Annotated in this window: 19 protein-coding genes; 12 read left to right on the forward strand and 7 right to left on the reverse strand. The window is 53.1% G+C overall.

What is annotated here, in order from left to right:
- Window positions 1-2 precede the first annotated feature (2 nt).
- Window positions 3-887 (forward strand): hypothetical protein, encoded by an 885-nt coding sequence (locus NLF94_RS11965; RefSeq protein WP_254837856.1) that lies wholly within the window; start codon window positions 3-5, stop codon window positions 885-887.
- A 3-nt stretch (window positions 888-890) separates the two neighbouring features.
- Window positions 891-2,084: a DsbA family protein gene (locus tag NLF94_RS11970; protein WP_254837857.1), complete on the forward strand. Its 1,194-nt coding sequence runs from the start codon at window positions 891-893 to the stop codon at window positions 2,082-2,084.
- 82 nt (window positions 2,085-2,166) lie between these two features.
- On the opposite strand, the gene NLF94_RS11975 is transcribed toward NLF94_RS11970, so the two are convergent.
- From NLF94_RS11975 to NLF94_RS11995, 5 genes are all read right to left on the reverse strand, one after another.
- The gene (locus tag NLF94_RS11975; RefSeq protein WP_254837858.1) at window positions 2,167-3,153 is read right to left on the reverse strand and encodes an HNH endonuclease; all 987 of its coding nucleotides are present in this window, start codon (window positions 3,151-3,153) and stop codon (window positions 2,167-2,169) included.
- A 133-nt stretch (window positions 3,154-3,286) separates the two neighbouring features.
- Window positions 3,287-3,694, reverse strand: a complete 408-nt coding sequence (locus NLF94_RS11980; protein ID WP_254837859.1) for a hypothetical protein — start codon at window positions 3,692-3,694, stop codon at window positions 3,287-3,289.
- Window positions 3,694-5,640 carry an AAA family ATPase gene (locus tag NLF94_RS11985; protein ID WP_256558612.1) on the reverse strand — a complete coding sequence of 649 codons (1,947 nt, stop codon included), beginning with the start codon at window positions 5,638-5,640 and terminating at the stop codon, window positions 3,694-3,696. The genes NLF94_RS11980 and NLF94_RS11985 overlap by 1 nt, the downstream gene beginning before the upstream one ends.
- Window positions 5,637-5,819 carry a hypothetical protein gene (locus NLF94_RS11990; protein ID WP_254837861.1) on the reverse strand — a complete coding sequence of 61 codons (183 nt, stop codon included), beginning with the start codon at window positions 5,817-5,819 and terminating at the stop codon, window positions 5,637-5,639. Before NLF94_RS11990 ends, NLF94_RS11985 begins: the two co-directional genes overlap by 4 nt.
- Complete coding sequence (locus tag NLF94_RS11995; RefSeq protein WP_254837862.1) at window positions 5,816-7,867, reverse strand: DEAD/DEAH box helicase family protein; 2,052 nt, start codon at window positions 7,865-7,867, stop codon at window positions 5,816-5,818. Before NLF94_RS11995 ends, NLF94_RS11990 begins: the two co-directional genes overlap by 4 nt.
- 196 nt (window positions 7,868-8,063) lie before the next feature.
- Between NLF94_RS11995 and NLF94_RS12000 the strand changes: the two genes are divergently transcribed.
- Window positions 8,064-8,552 (forward strand): hypothetical protein, encoded by a 489-nt coding sequence (locus NLF94_RS12000; RefSeq protein WP_254837863.1) that lies wholly within the window; start codon window positions 8,064-8,066, stop codon window positions 8,550-8,552.
- Between the two features lie 49 nt (window positions 8,553-8,601).
- Here the strand turns inward: NLF94_RS12000 and NLF94_RS12005 are convergent, their stop codons facing one another.
- The gene (locus NLF94_RS12005) at window positions 8,602-11,535 is read right to left on the reverse strand and encodes a DNA methyltransferase (protein WP_254837864.1); all 2,934 of its coding nucleotides are present in this window, start codon (window positions 11,533-11,535) and stop codon (window positions 8,602-8,604) included.
- A gap of 267 nt (window positions 11,536-11,802) precedes the next feature.
- On the opposite strand from NLF94_RS12005, the gene NLF94_RS12010 reads away from it, so the two are divergent.
- The 4 genes from NLF94_RS12010 (at window position 11,803) to NLF94_RS12025 (ending at window position 19,319) form a co-directional block, all read left to right on the forward strand.
- Window positions 11,803-13,362 (forward strand): DNA-methyltransferase, encoded by a 1,560-nt coding sequence (locus NLF94_RS12010; RefSeq protein ID WP_254837865.1) that lies wholly within the window; start codon window positions 11,803-11,805, stop codon window positions 13,360-13,362.
- Between the two features lie 115 nt (window positions 13,363-13,477).
- Window positions 13,478-15,787: an ATP-binding protein gene (locus NLF94_RS12015; protein ID WP_254837866.1), complete on the forward strand. Its 2,310-nt coding sequence runs from the start codon at window positions 13,478-13,480 to the stop codon at window positions 15,785-15,787.
- Between the two features lie 26 nt (window positions 15,788-15,813).
- Window positions 15,814-17,889: an AAA family ATPase gene (locus tag NLF94_RS12020; protein WP_254837867.1), complete on the forward strand. Its 2,076-nt coding sequence runs from the start codon at window positions 15,814-15,816 to the stop codon at window positions 17,887-17,889.
- A gap of 5 nt (window positions 17,890-17,894) precedes the next feature.
- On the forward strand, window positions 17,895-19,319 hold the full coding sequence (locus NLF94_RS12025; RefSeq protein ID WP_254837868.1) for a hypothetical protein: 1,425 nt from the start codon (window positions 17,895-17,897) through the stop codon (window positions 19,317-19,319).
- Between the two features lie 108 nt (window positions 19,320-19,427).
- Here the strand turns inward: NLF94_RS12025 and NLF94_RS12030 are convergent, their stop codons facing one another.
- Window positions 19,428-19,640, reverse strand: coding sequence for a hypothetical protein (locus NLF94_RS12030; RefSeq protein ID WP_254837869.1), 213 nt, complete (start codon window positions 19,638-19,640; stop codon window positions 19,428-19,430).
- A gap of 215 nt (window positions 19,641-19,855) precedes the next feature.
- Here NLF94_RS12030 and NLF94_RS21140 point away from each other — a divergent pair, with 215 nt between their 5' ends.
- The 5 genes from NLF94_RS21140 (at window position 19,856) to NLF94_RS12050 (ending at window position 24,228) form a co-directional block, all read left to right on the forward strand.
- On the forward strand, window positions 19,856-20,449 hold the full coding sequence (locus tag NLF94_RS21140) for a DUF8112 family protein (protein WP_491562639.1): 594 nt from the start codon (window positions 19,856-19,858) through the stop codon (window positions 20,447-20,449).
- A 2-nt stretch (window positions 20,450-20,451) separates the two neighbouring features.
- A complete protein-coding gene (locus NLF94_RS12035) occupies window positions 20,452-21,423 on the forward strand; it encodes a hypothetical protein (protein WP_254837870.1) in 972 nt (323 codons plus the stop codon).
- A 258-nt stretch (window positions 21,424-21,681) separates the two neighbouring features.
- Entirely contained in the window at window positions 21,682-22,560 is an 879-nt protein-coding gene (locus NLF94_RS12040) for a DUF8168 family protein (protein WP_254837871.1), read from the forward strand.
- 43 nt (window positions 22,561-22,603) lie between these two features.
- Window positions 22,604-23,545 (forward strand): hypothetical protein, encoded by a 942-nt coding sequence (locus tag NLF94_RS12045; protein WP_254837872.1) that lies wholly within the window; start codon window positions 22,604-22,606, stop codon window positions 23,543-23,545.
- Window positions 23,545-24,228 carry a ribonuclease H-like domain-containing protein gene (locus NLF94_RS12050; protein WP_254837873.1) on the forward strand — a complete coding sequence of 228 codons (684 nt, stop codon included), beginning with the start codon at window positions 23,545-23,547 and terminating at the stop codon, window positions 24,226-24,228. The genes NLF94_RS12045 and NLF94_RS12050 overlap by 1 nt, the downstream gene beginning before the upstream one ends.
- The last annotated feature ends 90 nt before the right edge of the window (window positions 24,229-24,318 follow it).

The following is a 24,318-nucleotide window of genomic DNA, read 5'->3' on the forward strand; positions in this document are numbered from 1 at the left end:
GATTGAGTTCACACGTAGAATCCAGAGAACGCGGCAGAGGCCAGCAGACACTGCATGAGGCAGTTAATTCTCACCGGATTTACGAGCCGATTAGAGGGATTCATCCTCGCGTCGAGCTTCCGGACGAGGAATTCGAGGAGTGGCTTGACGGCAATCGGGAAGTTGAGTATGTGGTCATCAACTTCTCTGATGCCGAAGAGGTCCTGGAACGGGACGGTAACCTGGGCCAGATTTTAGAGCCGTGGCATATCCCTGTAATCCTCGGTACGGAGTACGACGAGGACGTAAATGCACGTACCCTGCAGGATGTTTTGGACGTACTCGTAGTGGTCCAACCAGCGATCTACGTCCCGGACGTAGTCTATAGCTACAACTGGATAGAAGATGAAATCCAAGAAAGCGCGATTGAAGCCTACACAAGGCATATCCGAACCTTACAGGAACTGGTCATCGAGGAGGAGCTGGATGTCCGACTTATCCCGACGAACAAGGGATGGACGTACGAACACTTCCTGAAATACCGGGAGCTATTTGAGGAGTTCGACTACGAGGAGTTCGCGTTCTACGCCGTTCAGTACACCGGAGGTGACGCTGGTAACGCAATCAACGTCCTCCGAAGCCACGTTAGGAACTCGATCGCCGCCATCGATATGGAGGACGTTTTCCTGATTGGACGGCTCGCGGAGGACGACCTTTTGGATTTCGCTCCGCGTGTGCGTGGAGCAACTGGACTTCGACAGTGGACGGACGCTTGCTCTACGGACGACGGGCTTTCGCAACGTCTGTGGCCGGAGTTCCAGGAGAAGCGGGAAGCTAAGCTGTCGGTCAACGACGGTCAGGAGCAAAGGCCTGTAAACGAGTTCGGCGGCTCGAAGGAAGAAAACTAAACGATGTTCGTATTCTTAGGCTCGTACAGTGGAGGCGGCGGAGGTTCGTCAAATGATGATTCGCAGGACGAGGAATCGACAGACGATCATACGCAAACTGATGTAGACGATTACACTGGTGATGGCGAAGGTGACGATTCTGGAGCAGATTCAGGCAGTGGTAAAGCCGCTGCTGCTGCTGCTGGCGCTGCCGGTGCCGCTGGGGCTGCAGGTGCAGGTGGTGCAGGTGCTGCCGGTACTGCTGCTTCAGGTGCCGGCGGCGGTGCGGTTACTGAGCCGCCCGAGGGTGAGGATTCCGGAGACGCCGATGAACCAGATGAAGAAGAGTGTGAGGAAGAAGAGAATCAGCCGGAATCGCCAGATGTCGAAGAGTCGGATATAGAGCCGGAAGACGACATCGAGGAACCCGAGACGGAGGAAGACGCGGAAGAAGAGGATGCCGACGAGGAAGAACATGAAGACGAAGATGAGGAGGAAGATGAGGCGATGGTTGTGGTCCAGGAAGTCGATGCCCTGAGCGCGATGTCTTGGGGTGTCCAACCGGTGATGAAACACGTCGAGGAGTGCTACGGTGAAGAGATCGAACTTTCCTACAAACCAGCTCCCGTCCGAGAGTTCCACCCGGAGCAAGCGAAGCAGAAGTGGGTCGAGTGCAGCGAGGAACTGGAAATGCCAGTCGATCCTTCGTTCTGGGATGAGGACCCGCCGGAGTCCACGGAACTGGTCAACCGAGCATTCGAGGCAGCTATCCAGCAGTACCGAGGTATGGAGTACATCAGGAAGTTGTGGCGGCACGGTGTTGCGGCTGGCCGCGATATCAACGACCGAGAAATACTGACCGAGTTGGCCTCAGATCTGGGTCTGGACTTAGAACAGTTCGAGGAAGATCTTGACGAGGTGGAGGTAGAAGCCGGGGAGCGTGGCGAGCTTCCGTTCACGTTGATGGAAATCCAGGGTAATCCAGTTCCGAAGAATGGCCGTGTCCGGTACTCTGACTTCAAAAATCAGTTCACGTTCCAGGGGGTAGAGGAGCAGGAGCCGCAGGAACTGCAGGTCTTTGTTGATGAGCACGGTCCTGTAGCTACACTAGAAGTGATGGAAGTCTACGGAATCCAGCGCGAGGACGCTCTACAACGCCTTGAAGACCTGGACGGTGTTTCGTCGTTCGAGGTCAGTGGCGAAAACTTCTGGCACTGAGTTGATCCTCTTTCGTCAAGGCTGCATCGTCTTTCGTGGTCGGCGTTGTCGATAGTCTGAACGTCTCTCCAACCCGTCCTTCTCACACCCACTCAAGCGCCGCGTTGTGCTGCGCGACATACTGCGGGTTCAAGCTCTCCTCCGGAACCGAGATTCGCTCCCCTGCACGGTCAATAATCGTCTCTTGGAGTACGTCACTCTGTGTTTCAAAGTCCGGGTTCACGCGCAACCGGTAGTCCACATCAATAGTGAACAGTTCCCGATCGAACGCCGCGTGATGCGTCTTACTGAGTGCCAACACGTTCGAGAGATCCGCCCTGTGTTCCGGATACTCACTCCACGACAAGACATGCGCCACGTCCAACAGGCCGGGATGATCCACACCAGACACCGGACACGTTCGTCCATGACGGGATATCACAGTCGCACGGAACTCCGGATCGACCGAGCGAGCGTGGACAGTCGCTTTGTACGTCCCTGCATGCATTTCGGCATCGCTCACCGACGGTGTCCAGTCCGAGTCACCCCACTCCTCTACCGCATTCTCAACGAACTGTAGACCGTCATCAGTCAACGCGTACTCGTCGCCGCGCTTCTCGACGAGCCCCATACTCCGCAGCCAATTCACCCGCTGCTTCGCCATGTCCGTCTCCCCGCGGCTCCACCCTAACTCCGGATGCGTGTCGAGTTGCTGTTCACTCACCTCTGTGAGCGTCATCGAACCAGCAGCCAACGCATACAGGAGACTCCGTAGCCCGACGTTCCGATCACACATAATTCGCAGCAGCGTTGCCACATCACGTTGATCGGCATGCTTCCGACCAGCATCACCAAGCTCCCAGTGATCGTTTGACTGGCGCAGGAATCCGACCTGCTGGAGATAACTCACCCGCCGCATAATCGAATCTCGACTGGACACGTTCTGGAACGAACCACGGTGCCACCCGACGAGTTCATCCGTTGTCGGCTGATGCGCTTCAACGAACTCAAGAATCGCATCCAGCGTCTCAACGTACCGTGTCCCACCGCCAAACATCGGGACGATACTACGGAGCCGATCCGGAGGCATGAAGAAACAGTGACAGAGCTGGATGATGATTCTTTCTTTGTCAAAACAACCATTCAAACTCTACACAAACGGCTCTCAAGTATTGAAGCTACAAATCCTGGAACGTGAAAGCTAAAAAGACACTCTCTGAAGATTAGCCTTCTGAAACCTCTCCGATGTCAGTGTCAATATATTGGTGGTATTCAAAGTAATTTTGATCCTCGATGTCCTCCGCCATCTCCTGAATACCTCCTTCTAAATATTTCTCCATGTAGTTCTTTAGCTCTTCAGGCGACGCGTCTTCGTGTCGACGTTCAATCATCGTCCGGAGCACCTTGTCCTGATCCAGCGATTCCATCTTTAATGGTTTATTTGTACTCTCCGGCTCCTCTCGGCGCTTCTCCTTGAAACCAACCGCAATCGCTAGATTCGCTATCTGAGTGTTTTCCACTGGATTTCCGTCGTTGTTCTCTAATGTTTCATTGATAGAGGTCGCTACCTTCTCGAATTTCTCTGTTGTAACGTGAACTGTTTGAGCACCGGAAATTTCGTCGAATTTCATTATTTCACCTTGTTAAGCTCCGAGTCCTTTCCATTAGGCTTGATTTGGTAGTGAGCTCCAATCTCCTGCTGAACGGATTCGCCGAGATCACGGAGTTCCGAGTCCGTTACGAGTAGCAGGAGTGGCTCATCGAGCGACGCAAAGAACTCACCCTGCGCCTCACTGTTAGTCAAATCAAGCCGCCCAGCAACGGTATCGAACACGATCGTCGAGGAATAACGCGCGTACTTATTGAGGCCGAAAATAAAGCTGAGAGCGGTCAATTGCGATTCGCCAGCTGACGGCTGATGATTGACCATATCTTTTGTCTCGCCATCAACCTCGACCAGCTGGAGAACATAAGAATCGTCCTCATCCGGGCTTCCACGGAAATCGAGTCCCTTGTAACGCTCGCTCATAAACTCAGACTGCGCTACCTGATCGAACACCTCGTTCATCTCATCCCGAATCTTCTTCCGTTTCTCCCGGACGTGCTCCTCACGTATCGTTTTCAGTTTCTCAATAGCAGTCTTGGCCGCCTCAATCTTGTCGGTTACCTCTTCCAAATCCCTGTTCGAGGAACGCTCTTCCCGCTTATTCTCTAACTTCTTGATTTCCTGCTGTTTTTTCTGGATATCCTCTTCCCGATCCTCTATATCCTCTCGAAGATCTCTGATATCGTTTTCAAGCTGCTTGATGTTCTGTTCCAACGTGTCGCGCTCGCTTTCATCCGGAACACCTCCTAACTCATCTAATAGTTCATCACGTCGTTCCTGCTTGCCCTCGATCTTACTCGTAATTTCTTCAAGGCGAACCTGCTTGTCCCCAGGAGCATCTTCGGGTGGTTCAACAGAATCAAGCCTATCTCGCATCTCACGCAGTTCAACAATTCTTTCCGTGATTTGCTCTTTCAAGTCCTCATCGTGGTCCTCGTGATCGTGCTGCTTCAGATATTCAATATCCTCATTTCCACAGATCGGACACTCACCCTCTCGGGCCTCCTCAGTTAATTCGTAGATAATCTGATTACGCTCAATCTCCGACAGCTGCTTATCGTATTCCTCAATCTGTCTCTCAAGCTCCTGCTTCAAATCGGCTATATCATCAAACAGAATAGCGTAGCGGAGCTCCTTCCACGACTCGTTCAACTCAGAAAGAATCCTGACCTTATCCTGTTGCAGGTCCTGAATCGCCTCTTCTAAGTCGTTGATCTCCTCAATCTTCTCCTCATTTAGCTCTTCTAGCTCCTCACGCGTCTCCTCCAGTATATCATTCTTTTCCTGAATCTTGTCACGATCTTCCTCATTTTGCTCCTTCAGGTCCTTGATATCATCCCGGTACTCCGATATTTCTTGTACAATCTCGTCGCGCTCACTTGCTTCCTCCTCAATCTTATCTCGACGAGGAATCAACCGGTCCTCCAGCAGATCCTCAAGATCGTTCTGAGCATTGATTATTGTTCGATGCTTGAGAACAGTCTCAATCTCACGCTTCACCTGCTGCCCGGCATCTTCCTCGATCAGCCTCTGGATTCGTTCGCCATCTAAAAAGAAAAAGTCCTTCAGCTGCTCAGGGAGGATCTCTTCGATCTGGTTCTGAGCCTCTTCATCAGAATAGGTATTGGTATTCCCGATTAATGTAGTCTCTTCGTATGCACGCCCCTGTGTATGGTTGAACCGGTCGATTTCCCGGATAAGAGTGTAGTTCCTCTCACCTTCTTTGAATTTGATTTCGACCGACATTTTCTCTTCTCGGTCCTGCTTTGCACGTTCGTTCCAGTGCTCCGAATAATTCGTGCCGGGCCCATCTCCACCGTATAGACCCCACTGGATCGCTGTATGAAGACTGGTCTTTCCCCCTCCCTGATCACCTTCTACTACGTGTATAGAACCATCGCGGTCGGTGAGGTCCAAGTGAGAATCCCGGTATGGCCGGAAGTTGACTATCTCTATAGATTGTAGCTTCATTTTTTATCTTCGAGGTAGTTATCTAAGAATCCTTCAAGAGCGTCTTTCTTTCCGCGACGTCTTGTTTTGTAGAGTTGCTGATCCTCCCAGTCGAGGATTTCCCGTAACATCTGTTTCGTGTGGAAGTCGTCAACTTCCTCATCTAAGATATCCTCGATGTCCGGATCAATTCCTGTCATTCGAGATCGTACTGCGTGATGGCACGACTTAATCTTAAAATACGGGGATCATTCTCCATCTTATTCGCTGCATCGGCATTCATAATACGTAGACGCTGTAGTTCGCGCTCGATAAGCGAAATCTCAGCAGGGACAAGATCAGCCTCCCCTGCTTTGATTTTCTCAAGATCAACTGGTAAAGTGACGAAGTCATAGAGATGGGCCGGTTCGTCACTTTCTGCTTCACGCAAGATACGGCCACGTCGCTGCACGGCCTCTCGCTCCGTGGTAGAACTCGTTACCAATATAGCTGAGTCACACTCAGGTACGTCGATACCCTCCGTAAGGCAATCAATAGAAACCAAGACATCAATTTTCCCACCCTCAAAATGAGTTAACAGATTCTCTTTTTCGCTGGAGGGGAGACGACCGAGGAATATCGAGACAGTCTTCGTAGTATGATCGTCGACTTCCTCGACAACCTGTTCAGTGTGCTCTTCAGTATTACAGTAAACTAAGGTCCGTGATCCTGCTTCATCAATCAACGACCTCGTAACATCCAGCTTAGCCGAACACTCCTTAACAATCCGAGCTCGGTCCATCACCTCAACCTTCAGATCCGGATGCCGATCTGAGACCTCAATCAGAGACTGGTCCTCATAGGACTTGTACGTATTATACAGGTGGGAAATCTCGGTAGAATGATCACGGAACCGCTTCCGTTCGCTGTCCGACAAGACAACCGGGTGAATGTGGTAGTCGTACTCGCTAAGCACTTCATATTCTTCTATTGCATCTTCTATCGATATTTCGTGGATCGTGTCCCCGAAGTATTCGATAATAGCTTCATCGCCGGGATCGTCACGGAATGGCGTAGCACTCAAAGCGATTCTGGCTCGATCCGCTTCCAGATCCGGGAAGATGGTTCGGCGAAGATTAGAACCCAAGTTGTGTACCTCATCCGCAATCACTGCAATCCCCGACTCCTTAGTCGAATTCACTCGTTCGATGACGTCTTCCATCGTGCTAGGATGCATTGTTGACACCACGAACAGAGGAGCCGACCGCTCAGTAAAGAGATAGTTCTGCAAACGTTCACGCCAATTCGTGTCTCCCAGACACCGGACGATACTGCTCTCCGGGAAGAACCGTGTGATATTGTCACCATCTACCCACTGATTGACCAAGTCCTTCGTCGGAGCAAAGACAACAACAATATCGGAGTCCTCAACCGCGTGCTGCATTGCCAAAAGCGAGGTCCAGGTTTTCCCTGTACCTGTCGCGTGATCAAGAACAAGCCGATTCCCGTTATCAAGAAATCTCTCGATAGCCTCTTCCTGATACGGCCGCAGTTCAATATCCTCACGGCCGCTTACCCCGCCACTCCCACCAGGAATAACTTCATCCCAGTCGGGCTCGGACTCCGGGGCTTTCTCGATTAGATCCCTGCGAAGCGCCTCCGGAAAATCGAACACAGCAGACTCCGGATCCTCATCATTCCATAGCTGCTCAAACTCATCTATCTGCTTATTCAGCCGCGTTTTCTCATCCCACTCATTTTCCTCAGATTCCACCCAGTTCCGGAAAAGGCTGAAGCTCTCTCGATTCTGCCGCAATGCTTTGAACGACTCATTGGGCGATCCGGTAATCCCGATTGCGTTATCCTCGTCATCTCTGAAGATAGCAACCTTCTGATGCCACTCCGCTTCTTGCTGTGTCTGCAGTCTCCCCAATTCATCGGTTACCACACCAACCTTGATCTGCAGAATATCCTCGGCAACCAGCCAAGCCAAGGCCTCAATAACCTCCTCACGGCTCCCCTGCTTGACCTTCTCCCACTCAATCCGTTCGGACAAAACCTCGTCAGAATGACCCTGATCAATCGCTTCAATATCCTCCTCATAAAGCACAATTCCAGGCAGAAGACGGATTGTCCCGCCGTTCTCGATGAATTCAGGCAGTCCTTCAGAAAACAGCTCCAAAACAGAAGACGAAAAGCTGCCGGTAATCCGATCATAGTAAGTCGAGTGCTTGAGCGCAGGAATAAAGAACTCCTCTAAGATATCCACGTGCCCAGGATAGTATCCCTCCCACTGGTAATCCCTCAGAGACATCTACCACCATAGAGTACCCGAACTACAATAGAAATTGCCCTGTTGAGATTCCAGTTATTGATCGGCTTTTGGATTACATACCGAGATTCGACCGCCGGAGTATTTTTACTTTGACAGAAGCGTTACAATCTCTGGAGGTATTTGGACGACTATGACTAATTGGGAGATGCTCTTTGAGACAATGGAGGAAGAGAATCCCGAGTGGGGATTCGAAGAGCTGGTTCGAGAAATGATTCGTCAGCAGACAGGTTTCGACTGCGAAAAAAAGCAGGTACTGGGACGGTCAGGAAATCACTATGAGGTTGATGCCGTACCCCTGATCAAAGGGCGTCAGAACGAAAGATATCTTCACCTCATCAATATCAAGGATACCATCATAGCAGATACCAACAACAGTACTTGGTACAATCACGTTGATCGAGCACACGCCCGGATGGATGAAGTGGGCGGAGACTTCATTCCTAAATCACTCGTTCTACGTGAATTCAGTGATGTAGGGGATCGGTCATTCAAAGCCGAATTCGCATCAATCGGAGCCCGCATCATTGATATCGAGTCATTTGGAACCCTAATCGAGGAAATCGAACTATTCGCAGAAAATCCTGCTCTATTTACTCAGCGACCCCTCGTTGACGAATAACCCTCGTCACAGGATGATTGTTGCACAAATAGGAATCAGCACCAGACGCCTAACTGAGGGCTAACTCGTCGATTCCAAGAATCTCTATCTGATCTGCAGTCTCATCTTTACTTCCTTCTTGACTTCCCCCGCGACGCGGATTGTCCACAGAAAGACCAACGTTGCTCACAATCGGCGGCCACTCCTTCTGGGCGAATTCCTGTCTCCATTTGTTCGTCCCGACAGCCCGTTCGACCCAATCAGACAGGCTAATCTTCTCCTTGTAATCGTAATGCCGTCCCCCCTCGTAGACATACAGATCGCCAATAGACGACATCTCAGATTGTGTTATTGCCTGTTCAAGAAATTCGCTGGTAGAATATACGTTGATAGTCGGATTGATTCCGTAAGAGGCACTGATCCCGTCGGCTGCAATCGACCGTAGGCTTTGCTGAAGATTGGATTGAAGTTCCTCGTTCAGATCGTCGTCAACAATATAGTAGATATCCGAGTCGATAAACCGATCCTGATCAGTTGATCGGACGTTTATCTCCCGACAAAGGTGGAAAGCAGTGTGGATAGTCAGATCATCGTGCGAACCACCATTCGACTCCTTTCCGTGTTTCCGAAGAAGTTCACGGATATGCTTTATTTGCCGTAGACCTCCGATCACCTTCGCCAGATCTTCCTGTTGCTCAGATGTCTGAGACCGAAGCCGATCCCCGTACTTCTCTGAGATCTCATTCTTGACCGAGTTATATGCCTCACAATACTTTGGGCTCAGCTCGAAGCCGATAGAGCGACGTCCCATAATGTCGGCCACAGCAGGTACCGTTCCCGACCCGGCAAACGGGTCGAGCGCTATCGAATCCTGTTTCGTGGTCAAGCGTAGAATTCGCTCCACAAGCGCAGTGGGGAACGGTGCTGGATGATCCAGTGAATCAATCCCGCCAAATGAACCCTGAGGAGGGGTTACGTGCTCCCAGATATTGTCCGGGACCTTACCTCGTGGATGATATCTTTCCGGATATTCGACCCACCACTGCTTGAACTGTGTCGGATCTGCTATACGTGTCTTGTCAACGTCAAACTCGAAGGAATCGGTTTTGCTGAAGCACAGGATGTACTCGAAGACGTTCCTGAACTGGCCGTCGCTGTTGTAGGGTAAGGCCCGGGTCTTGTTCCAGATAACGATATCTTGCAGCAGCCACGAATCCGACTTACGGTTATGGGTGTAGTCACATTCACGGCAGGTGAGTTGATGATCAAGCTGGTCTAGTCGCAGCGAAGAGCCACACTCAGGACATTGATCTATCCCTGATAAGTTCTGGCAAATAGAAGCAATATCGTTAGGGAGTTGGACGATTTCACCGTTGTTCTTGAACGTGTTCACCACCACCCAGAGAGTCCCGGAGTCTTTGGTAACGTTGTATACCTGCTGGAAGACCTCTCGCATCTCCTCAAGATACTGGTCGTATGAACCGCTTTGACCCAGCTGCTCCTCCGCTTCATACCCATAATCCTTGAGGTCGAAGTACGGCGGCGAAGTCAACGTTGCATCGACAAAACCGCCTTCATCGGGAACATCATCGAACCCTCGAAGAGTCTCCTCCAGCTTCATCGAATCCTGCTGGTGGATTTCAAAAAGGTCATCAGCAGCGGAAAGACTGGACGTATCGATAGAGGGGCCAATATCAGCCGCTCCCGAGGAGGGCTCCGTAGAGTCTACCTCTCCAGTTGTGGTGGTTTCAGTCTCCAACTCGGACTCGTCATATGCTTCGTCATACCGCTTCCCCTCTGGCTGGTATTCGTCGCTGGAGAGGATTTCACACAGGTTCTGCCATAATGTGCTGTTGGTATCGACGCGAACCTTTTTATTGTCCGTTGGAACCTCGTCCGTCCCTTCCTTCGGGAAGATACGGACCTCACCCCCGAAATAGTTGTACTCGTTATTCCTGATTAGGTCGAAAAGATCAGTGAATACCGAGGTCATCAAGATACGGCCATTAGCATAGATATCGACACCCTGCTTGGACTGGTTGGGTCTGAATCTGGTTCTGAACCGTCCACTTGTAGTGAAGAGACCAGGATAGTCGTCGGCCAGCTCACTGGTCATCGCGTCGAAATCAAGCGTTCCGCGTTCGAACTCTACCTGATACACTGCACCGTCATCACCCTCTATTTCAAACGAATCCTCCGCGTAAGGTGTCGGCGGGTCTTGATCGTTCGACACGTACTTGGGGAAGATTGGAATAACAGGTAAAGAGCCGCTCTTCCCGTTGGTCTCATCCTCGTAGTCGATGTATATCTCGTTCTCAGAGTGAACGGAGAGCAGCCGACGGAACTTGACTCCGAGCAGCTCTCGTAGTGTCTGTGCTTTGATTTCGAGTGATTTGGCTGATGGCCAGACGTCGTTATCGAACTTGGGTCGGCTACAGCTGACGTGAACACGGGTTCCACTTTCGTATTCACCAAGGCTGTGATTACCGATACCTAACCCATCAATCCAGGCGTCATCATCGGCGCGAGAGATAGGCAGATCCGCGGTGATAGGCCCGTCAACCCGGTATCTCTCTGATCCACTGGCCTGGGTTACCAGTGTAAACCATTCGCTCTCGGGTGTGGGATTAGCCTGCGACAGAGTTTCCTCGAACCAAGCAAGGCTGGCTTTCAGACCCCAGCCAACGTTGTTCAGGATACCGTTGGATTCCTTCTTGTTCCCGGTTCGGAAGATTTCATTCTGAAGAGCTTCCCTGCTGATACCTGGTCCATTATCGGCAATAGTCGTTCGGACAGTGTTCTCGGTGCGTCGAAGCGTGATTACTATCTTAATCGGGGTCTCCGGATCATCGAAGTATGCCTCGTTCTTCACCACGGACGAGACCGAGTTGTCGATTAGTTCCTGGAGCGCATCCTGATACCTTTCGTGCTGCTTTGCCATTCCCGAGGCCAACGTGGAGAGTTCTACCTCGGAATCGCAGGTCGCCCTGGTCTGACGACTCATAGTTGTCTCCGGGGAGAGGAAGATTCACCAGTTGAGAGCCGCTTAAAAGCAATCTTGTTGAGCGCCAACGCGTTATCGGAGATAAATCCGGGCTGGCGGTCCGAAGCAACCATTATAGCAGACTCAAATTGATCTAGATGTTTTAAGTTTTCTGATCGTTCCTGACACGTTTCTCGGACCAGTTCCCTAGTTACAGTGCTGTAGGCCTGTGGATAGAGGCCAAGGGTTCTTTGATGTTATATGGGTGGAGGTTATCTACTACGTACGATGGGTGAGACTTCGGATTCCGTCTTTGATATCCATCAAGCTGATGCGCGGAATCTAAAATCTGAGCTCGAAAAATGGTTTGAATCAACTGATGGAGTGGTAGATGCAATCATTACTTCGCCTCCTTACGCCGATATGCAGGACTACGGCGACCAGGAAGGACAAATAGGCGAACAACTGTATGAGGACTTTCTAGAAGACCTACGTACCATTTTCAAGCAGTGCTACAATGTGGCCTCTGACGAGAGTACACTGTGGATTGTCACAGATACCTTTCGTCGGAACAACCGTATTGTCCGTCCTCCGTTCGATATCGCTGATGAGTTGGAAAATCTGGAAAAGCGCCGTCTCTGTCCTGACGAAGACTGTAATGGCCGGCTTCAGCGCGACAGAGGAACCGGAATACTGCACTGCGACATCTGTGGTGAAGAGGTCAATCCTCTCGATGAATCTTGGCAGCTGAAAGATCATCTTATATGGAACAAGCAACGGACGCGTCCCTGGCGAAAAAAAGGCCAGCTACGGAACATCTACGAACATATCTCGATGTACGCCAAGACGGATGACTACAAATACAACGCTGACTCCATCCGTATTCAAGATACAGACGAATTCGGCCGATGGTGGGTAAATTACCCAGAGAGATACCATCCGAAAGGAAAATTACCTGAGAACATATGGGAGTTTCCGATCCCCAAACAGGGAGAGTGGGGGCCCAAACTCAACTACCATCCTAGCCCGTTTCCGGAACCTCTCGTCGAACGAATCATCAAATTAGCCACCGACCCCGGCGACACCGTCTTAGACCCGTTTGCCGGCGTTGGATCCACACTGGCAGTGGCGGAACGACTAAACCGTCGTCCGATTGGATTCGAACTCAATGAAGAGTTCATTGAACACTATCATAATCACGTCCTACCTTCGGTGGGTAAGCAGAAGACCGAACAGCAAACCCTAGTTGATGAGGACTCTAGACACAATCTCGAATACCTGATCTGGACACTTCGAATTCACAAATACGCTTTCCGACTACAAAGAGAACTGGTTAGCAACGAAGAAATCGGCATCCAACGGGAAGATTTCAACTCTGTGTTGGCGGTGACTGACCCGGAAACTATCGGTACCGATACCCGGCCCCAGACACAGCTGTACTACCTCGGCACCGACAAAGTCCGAAATCTCAAAGACACATTCGATCAAGCAGCAGAAAACTTGATCTCTGCAAACAGGGGGTCTGGAGACTATTACGAAGTTGACTTCGAACTAAACGCATATCCCGTCGAGGACTGGTTCGAAGGGACTGTTTCCCAAGTACTCGATCTCTCTTCTATTGATCATCTATATGTCTATTCTGACGGTGTCCACCACTGGTATCAAGCCGAAATCACGTTCGACCAGTGGAAATCGATGGTCGCTAACAGCGAGTGGAAACGATACCAGAGTACTCACTGGACACCCCTTGTCTCGAATCTTGGTATCCAAGTTGAAAATCCTCAACAGGAGGTCGAGAAGGTTGATAAACACCAGACGGTACTTAGAAATTTTAATGAGGATGTATGACATTCCCTATCTATAGGTCCTCTTCAATATAATCAGTTGGAATTCCCCTGTTGATCAGCTCCTTCTCTTTACTATAGTATCGGTCTGGTAGGGGGTGTCTGATCACTCTAGCGCTATGAACACAACCTGCGGCAACTGCCACTTTTTCGCCCGTGTCCGGGCACTTTTGTTCGGATTTATCTGGTGGGAAGTGGCAACAACTTTGAAGAACTACACCGAGGGCACGGCAGATGATATTCTTGTATTTTTCGAAGGCACCGCTCCTTATCGGCTTTCGATGAGCACACAAAGACAAAGTAGGGGGGGCTATTTCAACATATATGATACTGAAACCGGCTCGCGTTCGCTCTCCAGTCCACACCTCATCCCCGCTAGGGAGAGTTGGAGGGTGGGTGAAAGCATGAGCAATACTGGTAATTCCGAGGCGATCAATACTGAATCTGATCTCCAGCAGCTGAAGCCCCTCCTCGCTAAACAGCACGATAACTATCGCGAGATGCTGCAGGAGCCGATTGATAATTCTATCTCTGCGACTGTGGAAAACGAACTGTACTACAACGATCCCGAGCCATTTATGATTCAGCTTGATTTTGAGCGCCGACCAGAAACCTGCCGTGTGATCGTGTCTGATGCCGGTTGTGGGATGTCTCGAGAAGTCATCCGCGATTATGTATTTAGCACCGGCGATACGAACTACTCGGATGGCATTCTCAACAATATCGGCGCTGGGTTGAAAGCTAGTATTTGTTGGTGTGAGGAATCACTGAGCAGTGCACAAGGACCCTCCGGATATGATAACCGGTTCCATGTGCTTTCCCGAGAACCAGATGAAGACCAGTATCAACGGGTCGATGGTCCTGTCGAACGTGGGATTGAGGTTTACAATTCAGATGATACTGAGCTTTGGGAGGAGGGAGCCGATGAGTTACCCCAGACAGAGCACGGGACACGAGTCCATTTGACCTGTGCTGTGCAGGACTTCAATGAAGGAGTTGCACCAAGAGCTACTAATCTCGAGACGAAGATACGATATCTACAAGAGGAACTCGGGGTTCGTTTCCAGCATCTTCTCAATGCTCATGAGGATAACTCGATTATCATTACGTACCGCGACATTGAAGACGGAGATATCGTAGACGAGGATACACTCGAGGTCACACCCATTGAGCCTCGTTTCAAAGCGAAACCTTCAGACACTGATGTTGGCGAGATCACAGATTATAATTCGTTTGAGGATTTTGGGGAAGCGGTAGCTGGCATCTCCACGGAAGATATTGGATCAGAACAGTACGGTTGGCATACAACCACAATCTCGTTCGACAACACCGGAGAAACTTTCTATGTCTCATATGAGTACGGTGAACTTGACTTGGACGCGATGTTTGAGGAAACAAATGCCGAAGGACGGAATTTGAAAATCACCTCTCCAAGCACCAAGGGGTTCCGTTGGCGATATAAGCGTAATCAGGAAGGTACAGGGATCGATGTATACGGAAACGGCCGGATACTCAACTCGGCAGAGTGGCCTTTTGATCTCACATACAATAACCAGTATAACGGGTACTGTGGTATGTTGCGGGTTATTCCTGCAGACCCAGAACAGTACGAGCTTCCAACGACCAACGACAAAACTGGGGTTGAGAAGAGTTCAGACCTTTGGCAGGAGCTCTCCGAGTGGCTGAATGACTCCAAACGAACTCCAGTTGCTACCTACGAGGAAGGCGGAAGCGGTAGTGGCGGCGGTAGTGGCGGAAGCGGTACCAGCGGCAGTAGTGGCGGAAGCGGTGGTGGCGGCGGTAGTGGCGGAAGCGGTACCAGCGGCAGTAGTGGCGGAAGCGGTGGTGGCGGCGGTAGTGGCGGAAGCGGTGGTGGCGGCGGTAGTGGCGGAAGCGGTGGTGGCGGCGGTAGTGGCGGAAGCGGTACCAGCGGCAGTAGTGGCGGAAGCGGTGGTGGCGGCGGTAGTGGCGGAAGCGGTACCAGCGGCAGTAGTGGCGGAAGCGGTGGTGGCGGCGGTAGTGGCGGAAGCGGTGGTGGCGGCGGTAGTGGCGGAAGCGGTGATAGCGGCAGTAGTAGCGGCGGTGATACTGATAACCGAATTCAGACTGTGATCAGCAAAGTTAGAGACGGAGGCGGGGAAAACATCCAACGCAATAGTGAGGTTGAAGAAGTAATAATCGACCTCATTTCACAGCATCCAGGAGCGGGCGATGTACTCCACATCGTCGTTGACGGTAATGCAACTCCAGAAGATATCTATCGGGCAATGCTTTACCAAGACCACTACAAGCGAACCTCCGATGATTATGAAGGCACAGTGATTTGGGCGACCGATGCGTCAGAAATTGCCCAGAGAGATATTGAATCTGTCAAGAGTCGTAATGACGAGCACGGAGATCCGTATTCTATCCAACTTAATATCGACTAATGCCCCGACATAGTACCGTCTACCCGATGCCCGGTGGTGTAGAAAGCCAGGACGAGACTATTTTGGAAGCTGTAAATTTCGTGGACTCTGAGTCTCCTACATATGAGGCCCTTGTCAGCTGGATCCTCGAACAGGGGGAGATGACCAGTGAGGAATCCGCAGAGCGCCGGATTTCTTTTCTTAAACAGGCGGATCTTCTCTCACAGAATGTTGAACAGATGCGGGTCGGTAGTAATGGATACCAACTTCTCGATGCCGGTGACAAACAACAAGCACTCTACACTATTCTGGATGATGAATATCTTGGTATATCAACACTCCTGAAACTAGTCGATGACTATGACACAAAAGAACAACTTCATCAGGCACTTATTGAGAACCTCGATCAAGATGTCGATTGGAGAGAACTTCATCAAACCAACCACCGGCTCAATTATCTCCGAAGTATAGGGTATGTCGACCTCCATGAGGACGACACTTATGCGCCTACACCCGCCGGCCGTGCCCGACTAAGCGAGACGGATACGCCTGACTCCCAGTATAGTGAACCACCAACACCGACGGAATTGATGTCTTCGATACGGGATGATTCTGGCACGACGCCGGATTTCTACTGGGTGAACCATGACAATACAGGCCACAGCTCTACTAATTATATTCGGCCACGTCTCGATACCGATACTGGTGTCTCTCCCCGTGACATAGGACCCTCAGATATCATCTTTCGGTATGAGGATGGCGAAGTGATCGGATATTCTACGCTTCGTGAACCAGGTACAATCACGACCGAGTCGGGAACAGAGTACTATCGGACTCCTGTATTTTTCCGAGAATTTTCAGCGTCAGTTCCTCTGTCTTCGGTTATTGGAGCCTTGACATCGTCAGAGCATCTATCGGAGGCGGTACTTGAGGATCCTTCATATCCTTTTACAGAAACTGGTCTCCGAAATATCTCGCTCGGCGTGCTGCCATCGGGGGCGGCGAAAACTATCTTCGAGATGGGAGGTGAACTTGACCGGTATGCTGACGTAGATGTTGAACTTGAGCTTTCAGCTTCTCAATTGCCCGAAAAAGACGATTTCGACCTGCACTTCCCCGAAGAACCCTTCGATGCGATGATGGAGGAGATTGAGGAAGCACTGCTGAACGATCAACACCTTATTTTGATCGGCCCGCCCGGTTCAGGGAAGACGAAATTAGCGCAAACCATTGCTGGTGAAGTGAATAATCGTGATGGGTACGCTTTGGTGACGGCCACAGCAGATTGGTCGACCTTCGATACTGTAGGCGGGTACCAACCAGATAGAGAGGCACAGCTCGATTTTATCCCTGGAGTTTTTCTCTCCCGATTTCAACGATCAGATGCGGCCCCTGCAAACGAATGGCTAATTGTCGACGAGATTAACCGCGCGAATATTGATAAAGCGTTTGGCAGCTTTTTTTCCGCCCTCTCTGGTGACGATGTTACCACCGCGTTCAAATCTAGCGACGGCAACGAAATCGAGATACTCGGGAGTGGCGATGCCGACCAGATAATCCGCCCGAGTCGCTACTACATCCCGAAAACGTGGCGTCTCATTGCGACGATGAACACACATGACAAGATGTCGTTATACGATATGAGCTACGCGTTCATGCGCCGCTTTGCGTTCATCCACGTCGGTGCCCCAGACGCAGGAGAAATCAGCACAGATCTTATTAAAGAATATGTCTCAGAGTGGTCTCAACTATCGGTTAGTGAAAAGGGTTCTGGCGACGCCGAAAACGAATATGGGGAAGAACAAGGATTAGTAATACATGAAGATGGATTGGATGATATCGCCTCGTTCTGGGAAACGTTGCAGCCACATCGAACTATTGGCCCGGCGATTATCCGGAACCTCAGCCTAGCTCTCGCACGTCAGGGCCCCGATACTGCCGATTTGACCGGACCACTGAAAATGTACGTTCTTCCGCAATTGGAGGATCTCCCGGAGAATACGCAGATAGACGCGATTAATGCATTATTGAATAATGATGAAATTCCGCTTGCACGGGAACGATTCAGGCGTTTTGCCAGCGACTACTTTGGTATCGATAGAGAACGATTCACTACTGGGTAACTTGGATGGTCAACCATTCCTCCGCGTCTAAGACTCCTGCAACCCAGTTAATTAAGGATACTGCTGGATCGTTCCATACTTATATTGGAAAGGGAGTGAGTGTTCCTGGAATCGGTGATATCGATACGGATCCTTCGCTGAATGTGAATGATCTTGAATCTCTCCTACGAGTTCATTTCGTCCTTACGGGTTCGACGTTAGCCACAGGAACCCATAGCTCTCCCGAGGTAGTTCCGTTCATCAAAGCACTCCCCGACCATATCCGCCGCCTCAACCGCTCGACCTATCAAGAATCGGAACTGGTTGCTGGCGGTGTTGACGGGCGGATCGATTGGGGAGAAACAGTCGAGATGTACAGCCGGCGAGGGTTCGTTGACGGGACAAAATTCATTTGTAATCAACATCGGACCGAGTACGACACCCCGGAAAACCAGGTTCTCAAGCGGCTTTTACTGGAAATTCATTCTGTCTTTCAGAACGAACTCGAAGCCACCACTGATGATCCAGAGAGTTATCAGTGGCTGTCTGAATGGTTGAAAAAACCAGGATTACTTACGACGCTGACCGAAACACTTTATCAGAATGTATATTTAGATGATGTTTCCCCGTCAGAGCGCATCCCTCAACGTATCCTTCGTACGGTCAAATCCTCTCGTCAATCGTTGTATCGGGATGCGGCCTCCCTGCTTGAGCAATACTATTCCTTTCAAAACCGGAACTTTGAGCGAGAGAAGGCAACAGATATCCTTCAGAATGTCTACATCCGACCGAATACCGATAATGGTGGGAGACTCTTCGAGATCTATTGGCTATTCAAGATACTTGATGAAGTAACAGGTGGGGAACTTCAGATTATTCGATCAGGAACCGATCTTATCGCACGTTGGGAGGCTGGTGGTTCCCAGTACGACCTTTACCACCACACTACAGGGCCAGATATGCTATCATTCTCGGTCCACTCAGCCGACGTAGAGTCACAACTTCATCACCTTGAGGACCACTTCGAGTCGATGAATTACTTCCAGCGAACCCATACAGTACAACGAGATACCGCAGAGATTGCTGAGACTGCGTTAGGGTCGAGTACTCATAAGACTCTCTGGACTGGCGTCCCGGATATCTTGCTCGTCCGGACCAATCCGGATAATGAGCTTACGGGCATACTGATTGGCGAAGTGAAATATTCTCGTGACGTTCAGTACATCAAAGATGGAGTTGAAGAACTCCTCGAGTATCTTTATCATCTCCATTACAATGGAGACTATATCGTAACACCTTCTCCAACCGACGCTAATTTCGAGAGCGAAATTCCCGTCGTGGGGGCCCTCTTCGTGGACAAACTTCCTCCAGAGACGGATGACAGTGAACTCCCAATTTCATTAGTTGAGTATGGGGACTCGTATATTCCGTTCCCAGACAATTCGTCATAAGAACGGGAAACGCTCTCTGTCATCGAGTATTATTCGGACCGCTACGGTTTCACAGCGCCAGCTCTACCCGACCAACAACTTGCTTCCGAAGAGCGAGGGAAATGTCCCTCATTCATTATTTTCACACACTGCTTCACGTAGTTCTTCCAGAAGATCCTCTCGATTCTCAGCTAAAATTTCAACATCCTCATCTACATTCTCTATCTTCGTACGGATACGGCTTACAACTCTATAGCGATAGTTGTCAGAGACTTCTGCCTCACCATCTAAGATTTCACGTTCACGCTCGGTGAGGAGCCCCCGATACTGATCATCAACCATAATTGTCGATTGGTCGCCTCCACCATAGTAACTCTTACTGGCCACAGCCACTTATTACTATATATAGTCATGATAACTGTAAACAGTAACTATTAAGTGACTGCATATAGTAACTACTAACGTGGAAAATTGGCTCCTCGGGGCGTGAGAAGTGTCGGAAATGCCCGGGTGCTAGAACACCCGAGCCGGATTCCCCACAGTGTGTGAAAGAACCCATGAACCATTCAAAGCTACCAACTCAAGAGTCCATCGACGATCAGTTAATTGAAGAAATATCACAATTACAACAAGATGCGCTCGGGGAAGGGGCCGCGGCTTGCGAAGCCTGCGGTGAAAAACTGCGGGAAGGCGAACCGATCGTCGCGTTCGCCTTCCGACCGGCCGACCAACCGGCCTTCGAGATCGGGCACGTGAAATGCACTGAGTGTCGGCACGAGCCGACGGAGTACTTTACGCTCGGCGTGTGCGAACTCGTGCTTGACGGCCGCGTCGGGACCTGTGCTGACCCTGCAACACAGTCGTCGTGGCCGGTCCTGCTGGCACCACGCCCACGCGCGGTGAGTCCGGCGGACACCACAACAGTACAACCCCTACCGGGAACCACGTGGTTCCGACACCCAATTGCGCGGAGCGACGTCTTCGCTGCGGCGGATCGCCCATCGACGCGCAAACCTTGGCAGCGACCAGTGGTGCGAGGTGACAACGCAGACCCTGATAGCACACCTGAACCGGATTCGAAGGGTGACGACACGGTCGAAACTAGTGCCCCTCGCGCACCTGATGGCGGCCAGCCGGGGGGTGCTCGCTGACGATGCACGGAGACGAAGACTCGCAGACTTTCGACGCGTCGCACCTTGACATCGACTTCGACCTCCCGCGCCCGGTCGATGAGATGCTGTTCCCGGACTTGTACGTCGGCCTCGATATCGGCCTGCTGGCACCGGGCGATGGGATCGTGACGGATCGCCACCACGCGTCAGCGGATCGGTACGAAGCGGATGATCCACAGAATCAGATTGCCGGACAGATCTCGCCGTTCACATTATCGGGTTGGCTGCGCCATGGCTGTGAAGGAGTGGTGCAGACGGCGGGGACGACGGCCTGCCATCCGGGCAATGCCGACGCCGACTACATGCTCGACGACGTCTACGACCGCGACCTGGAAAACGGGTATCACGAGAAAGGCAGCTGTGTTGATGACAACGGGGATGACGACGCGGGCTGCGTCATTCACGACTTGTTCGGTGGGTTCGGTGACCGGGCGGGCCGCGTGATCCGCCGGCCGATCCGCTTCTCACCAATTCGACGGCAGGTGGACGTGACGAAGGGCGAAGCCGAAGCGCACTACCGCCAGCTCAACACGCAGGTACGCTCGCGCAACGAAGCTGACGAGGGCCAACCGCTCCGGCAGGCGACCCGGGACGTGGTCGGCAACCTCGTGGGGACGTGGCGACTGACGCTTCGGGAGTTGAAGCCCGAATATGTGGGCTTGCTCGTCGAGGCCATCTCATACCTGGATGCCCACAGTGACGTCTACGAGATGCAACTCGGCGGGGCGCGGAATTTCGGTGCTGGCATCGCCGATGTTGAGGTGGTGAATCCGCTGTACACGGAGGCTGAACTCCGGCGGGTCTACAACCGCTCGCAGGACCCGACAAGCGGGATGGGGACGAAGGACGACATCTGGCGTAATCAGTGTCGTGACGAGTTCGTGCGCGCACTGCAGGCTCGGACAGCCGCTGGTGACGGCGACCTGCCGATGCCGACGGAGGACTCGGCGTGACCCGAGACGCAGATTGGGACCCCAACCCGGAACCGGACCCTGACCGCGCGTGTGCTCGGGACTGGCAGCCAGTCGAAGCGCCCAAGCGCCGTCGGGAGCCGAAACGCGAGGACGAACCGGTGCAGCGGTCGTCAGAAGCAGCGGACGATGCGTCCGGCCTTGACCCTGACCCGGCAGCACGAGCACACGACACCCAAGAGCGCGACCACGCCGCGCGTCAAGCCCGTGGAGACGTTGAGCCGGACGTAGGTGGCCGGCATGGTTGACGGGCCGGCCCTGGAGGCCGACAGGAGCCGTGAGGACGCGTCCACGCGGGCGGCCCCGATGGTGGCGGTGTACCGGCACGACGTCCACAAGCTGCGGCACAGGCGGCACAGCGCGGCGGCGGAGTCGTATGCTGGCGTGGCGGTGAATGAGACGGTGCCGTTGCATGCGGATCGGGATGCGGCGTTGTTGAGTCGGCCGCGTGGAGAGCCCGAGCAGACGGTCGCCAATCACTGGTCGCCGTACCGTTTGTCGCTGTTGACGGGCGAGACAGCTGTCGAGACGGACCGGATTCAGGCGGCTGCTGGTGGCGGGTTCCGCGACCTCGTGACACCTGATGACCCGGAGCGGTTGCACGCGCGGTGGCTTCCGAGCGCGGTCGCCGGGGCCTACAGCGAATCGGTCCACTACCCGTATACGTCGCTGCAGTATCACACGCTGCTCGCGGCGGCACTTCTGGATGCCTACCGGGCGGGGCGCGCGTTCGAGGACCTGTGGTTGGTGGCGACGGGTTCGAGCCTGGACGACGCCTCGACGACGGACACGGCAACGACTCGTGACCCGGAGGCGGCGCTGGCGGCCGACGAGGTCGAGCCGCACCGAACGGTGTGCTGGACGCCCGACCTCGCGCTCCACGTGACGGCCACGCCCGGTGACAGCCCGGCGGCGAGACTCGGCGACGCACCGGCGCGCTCGTTTGCGGACGTGTGGTCGCGTCTGCCTGCGCACCCGATCGACACGGATGGCGGGCGGCGTTGGCGTCTCTTGGATGCCCAACTGCGTCGCATCCGGTCGTGGTCGGTGGCGTTGGCGTACATCGATGAATTCATCGAATTGCACGGCTCGGCGGCCGAACGGGGTGATGGGGCGTGATTCCCATCACGAACTGGAGGCGAAACGAGGGGGTGTGTGACCGATGACCACGATCCAGCAGGTGCTGTTCGAGATGGAATCCGACTACATGGGGCACCCGTACTTCCTGACGGGCCACGCTTTATTCAACGCGCTTGCCCGCCGCGTGAATGGCCGGGTGCGTCGAGCGCTCAACGTGAGTACGGGCGTGTTCATCCCTGGTGAGTACGGGGCGTATCCGGAGTCACATTCGCACGACGGGTATGCAGGGAAGCTTGGGATGTCGCTCCCACCTGTTGAGGCGTACGAGGATGTGTTCGTGTTTCGAGACGCGGCGCAGCGGTGGTTGCTGGATTCACGGCCGCGGGACGCGCATAACACGCACGACATTCAGAGCCATGGCGGCCGACTGGCGTTCGCACCGGCGACCCGGTTCGGGCAGCCGCCCGAGCATCGAAACACGAAGCGGACGATGCACTGGTACGTCCACTGCTACCTGCACGGTGACGGGGGCGACGAGGACATCCTCCCGCTCTCCGAGGGCGTGCTGGATGGGTTGCGTGTCGGCGGGGCGCGGAACTACGGGCTCGGTGAACTGTCGCTGACAGATACGCAGGGCATCGACGTGGACGCGCTCGATTATTCGCGGGTCCGCTCGGCTGACGAATTGCAGATCGAATTGCTGTCGCCGTACGTGGTGCAGAGTGAGTATCCGGGGGCGGACAGGCAGTCAGTGCCGTGGTGGTGGGCATCCGACAGGCAGTTACGCCGACGGCAGACACGGCTCGTCGCTGGCGATGACGCGCATGAGGTGGCGACGATCGATCATGGGCAGGTCGTCGCGTACGCAGGTGATCGGCCGGTCGAGACCGCGAAAAACGGCATCCAGCGTGTTGGGACACACGCGAAGTATGGGTTCGGTGAGCTTCGCTTGCGACCGGCCGACGCGGACCGCGTGCCAGAGCGGGCGCAGGCGGAGGCAGACCAGCAGGGAGGTGAGTCGTGATGGCGGCGTTAGAGTTGATCGCGTTTGATATCGAGACGACTGGCTTCGCGGTTGCTGATACGGTGACCGTTGCCGGGTTCGCGCTGCCGGTCGGCGTTCGTGTGTTCTGCCAGACGGGTGGCCGGTCACCGTCGAGTGACGATGTCGAGATGGCGGTGCGGGAACGAGTAGACTGTCACGTTCAGGTGTCGCTGCACGCGACGGAACGGGCGTTGCTGGAGGCGCTCGGGACGTTCGTGACCGAGCGGTTCGCCGATGATGACGTGCTACTGGCGGCGTTTAACGGTGAGACCTGGCAGGCGGGGTTTGACCTCCCGTTCCTCCGGACGCGACTCGCGCGAACAGGTGTCGAGTGGCCGTTTCAGGACCTACCGTACACGGATTTGCTGCCGGTCCTGACACAGCGGTTCAACACGATGATGGACGACGAGTCGGAGGCCCGTCGGGACCTCGCCGGCGTGTACGCAACGCTGTGCGACGGGGCAGTTGGGGCGATGGATCCGTTCGATGACAGTCAGGAGGCGGTCACGGCCTTCGAAAACGGACACTTCGGTGATCTCGTCACGCACAACGTGGCGGACGTGCAGCGAACGCGGCAGTTGGGGCTGGTCGCCGAACGGTACTGCAGCAAATCGGATTTCCAGTTGAAGTCACTGACGCCGACGGTGGACAGCAAGGGCTGAACGCCAGTGTGGCTGCAGGAGTGCGGATTGAAGCGATACACCACACCAACGAGTCTGACGCCACCGCGACGCGGACGACTCTGCAGGCAG

The sequence above is a fragment of the Natronomonas marina genome, from assembly GCF_024298905.1.
In the GTDB taxonomy this organism is placed as follows: Archaea; Halobacteriota; Halobacteria; order Halobacteriales; family Haloarculaceae; genus Natronomonas; species Natronomonas marina.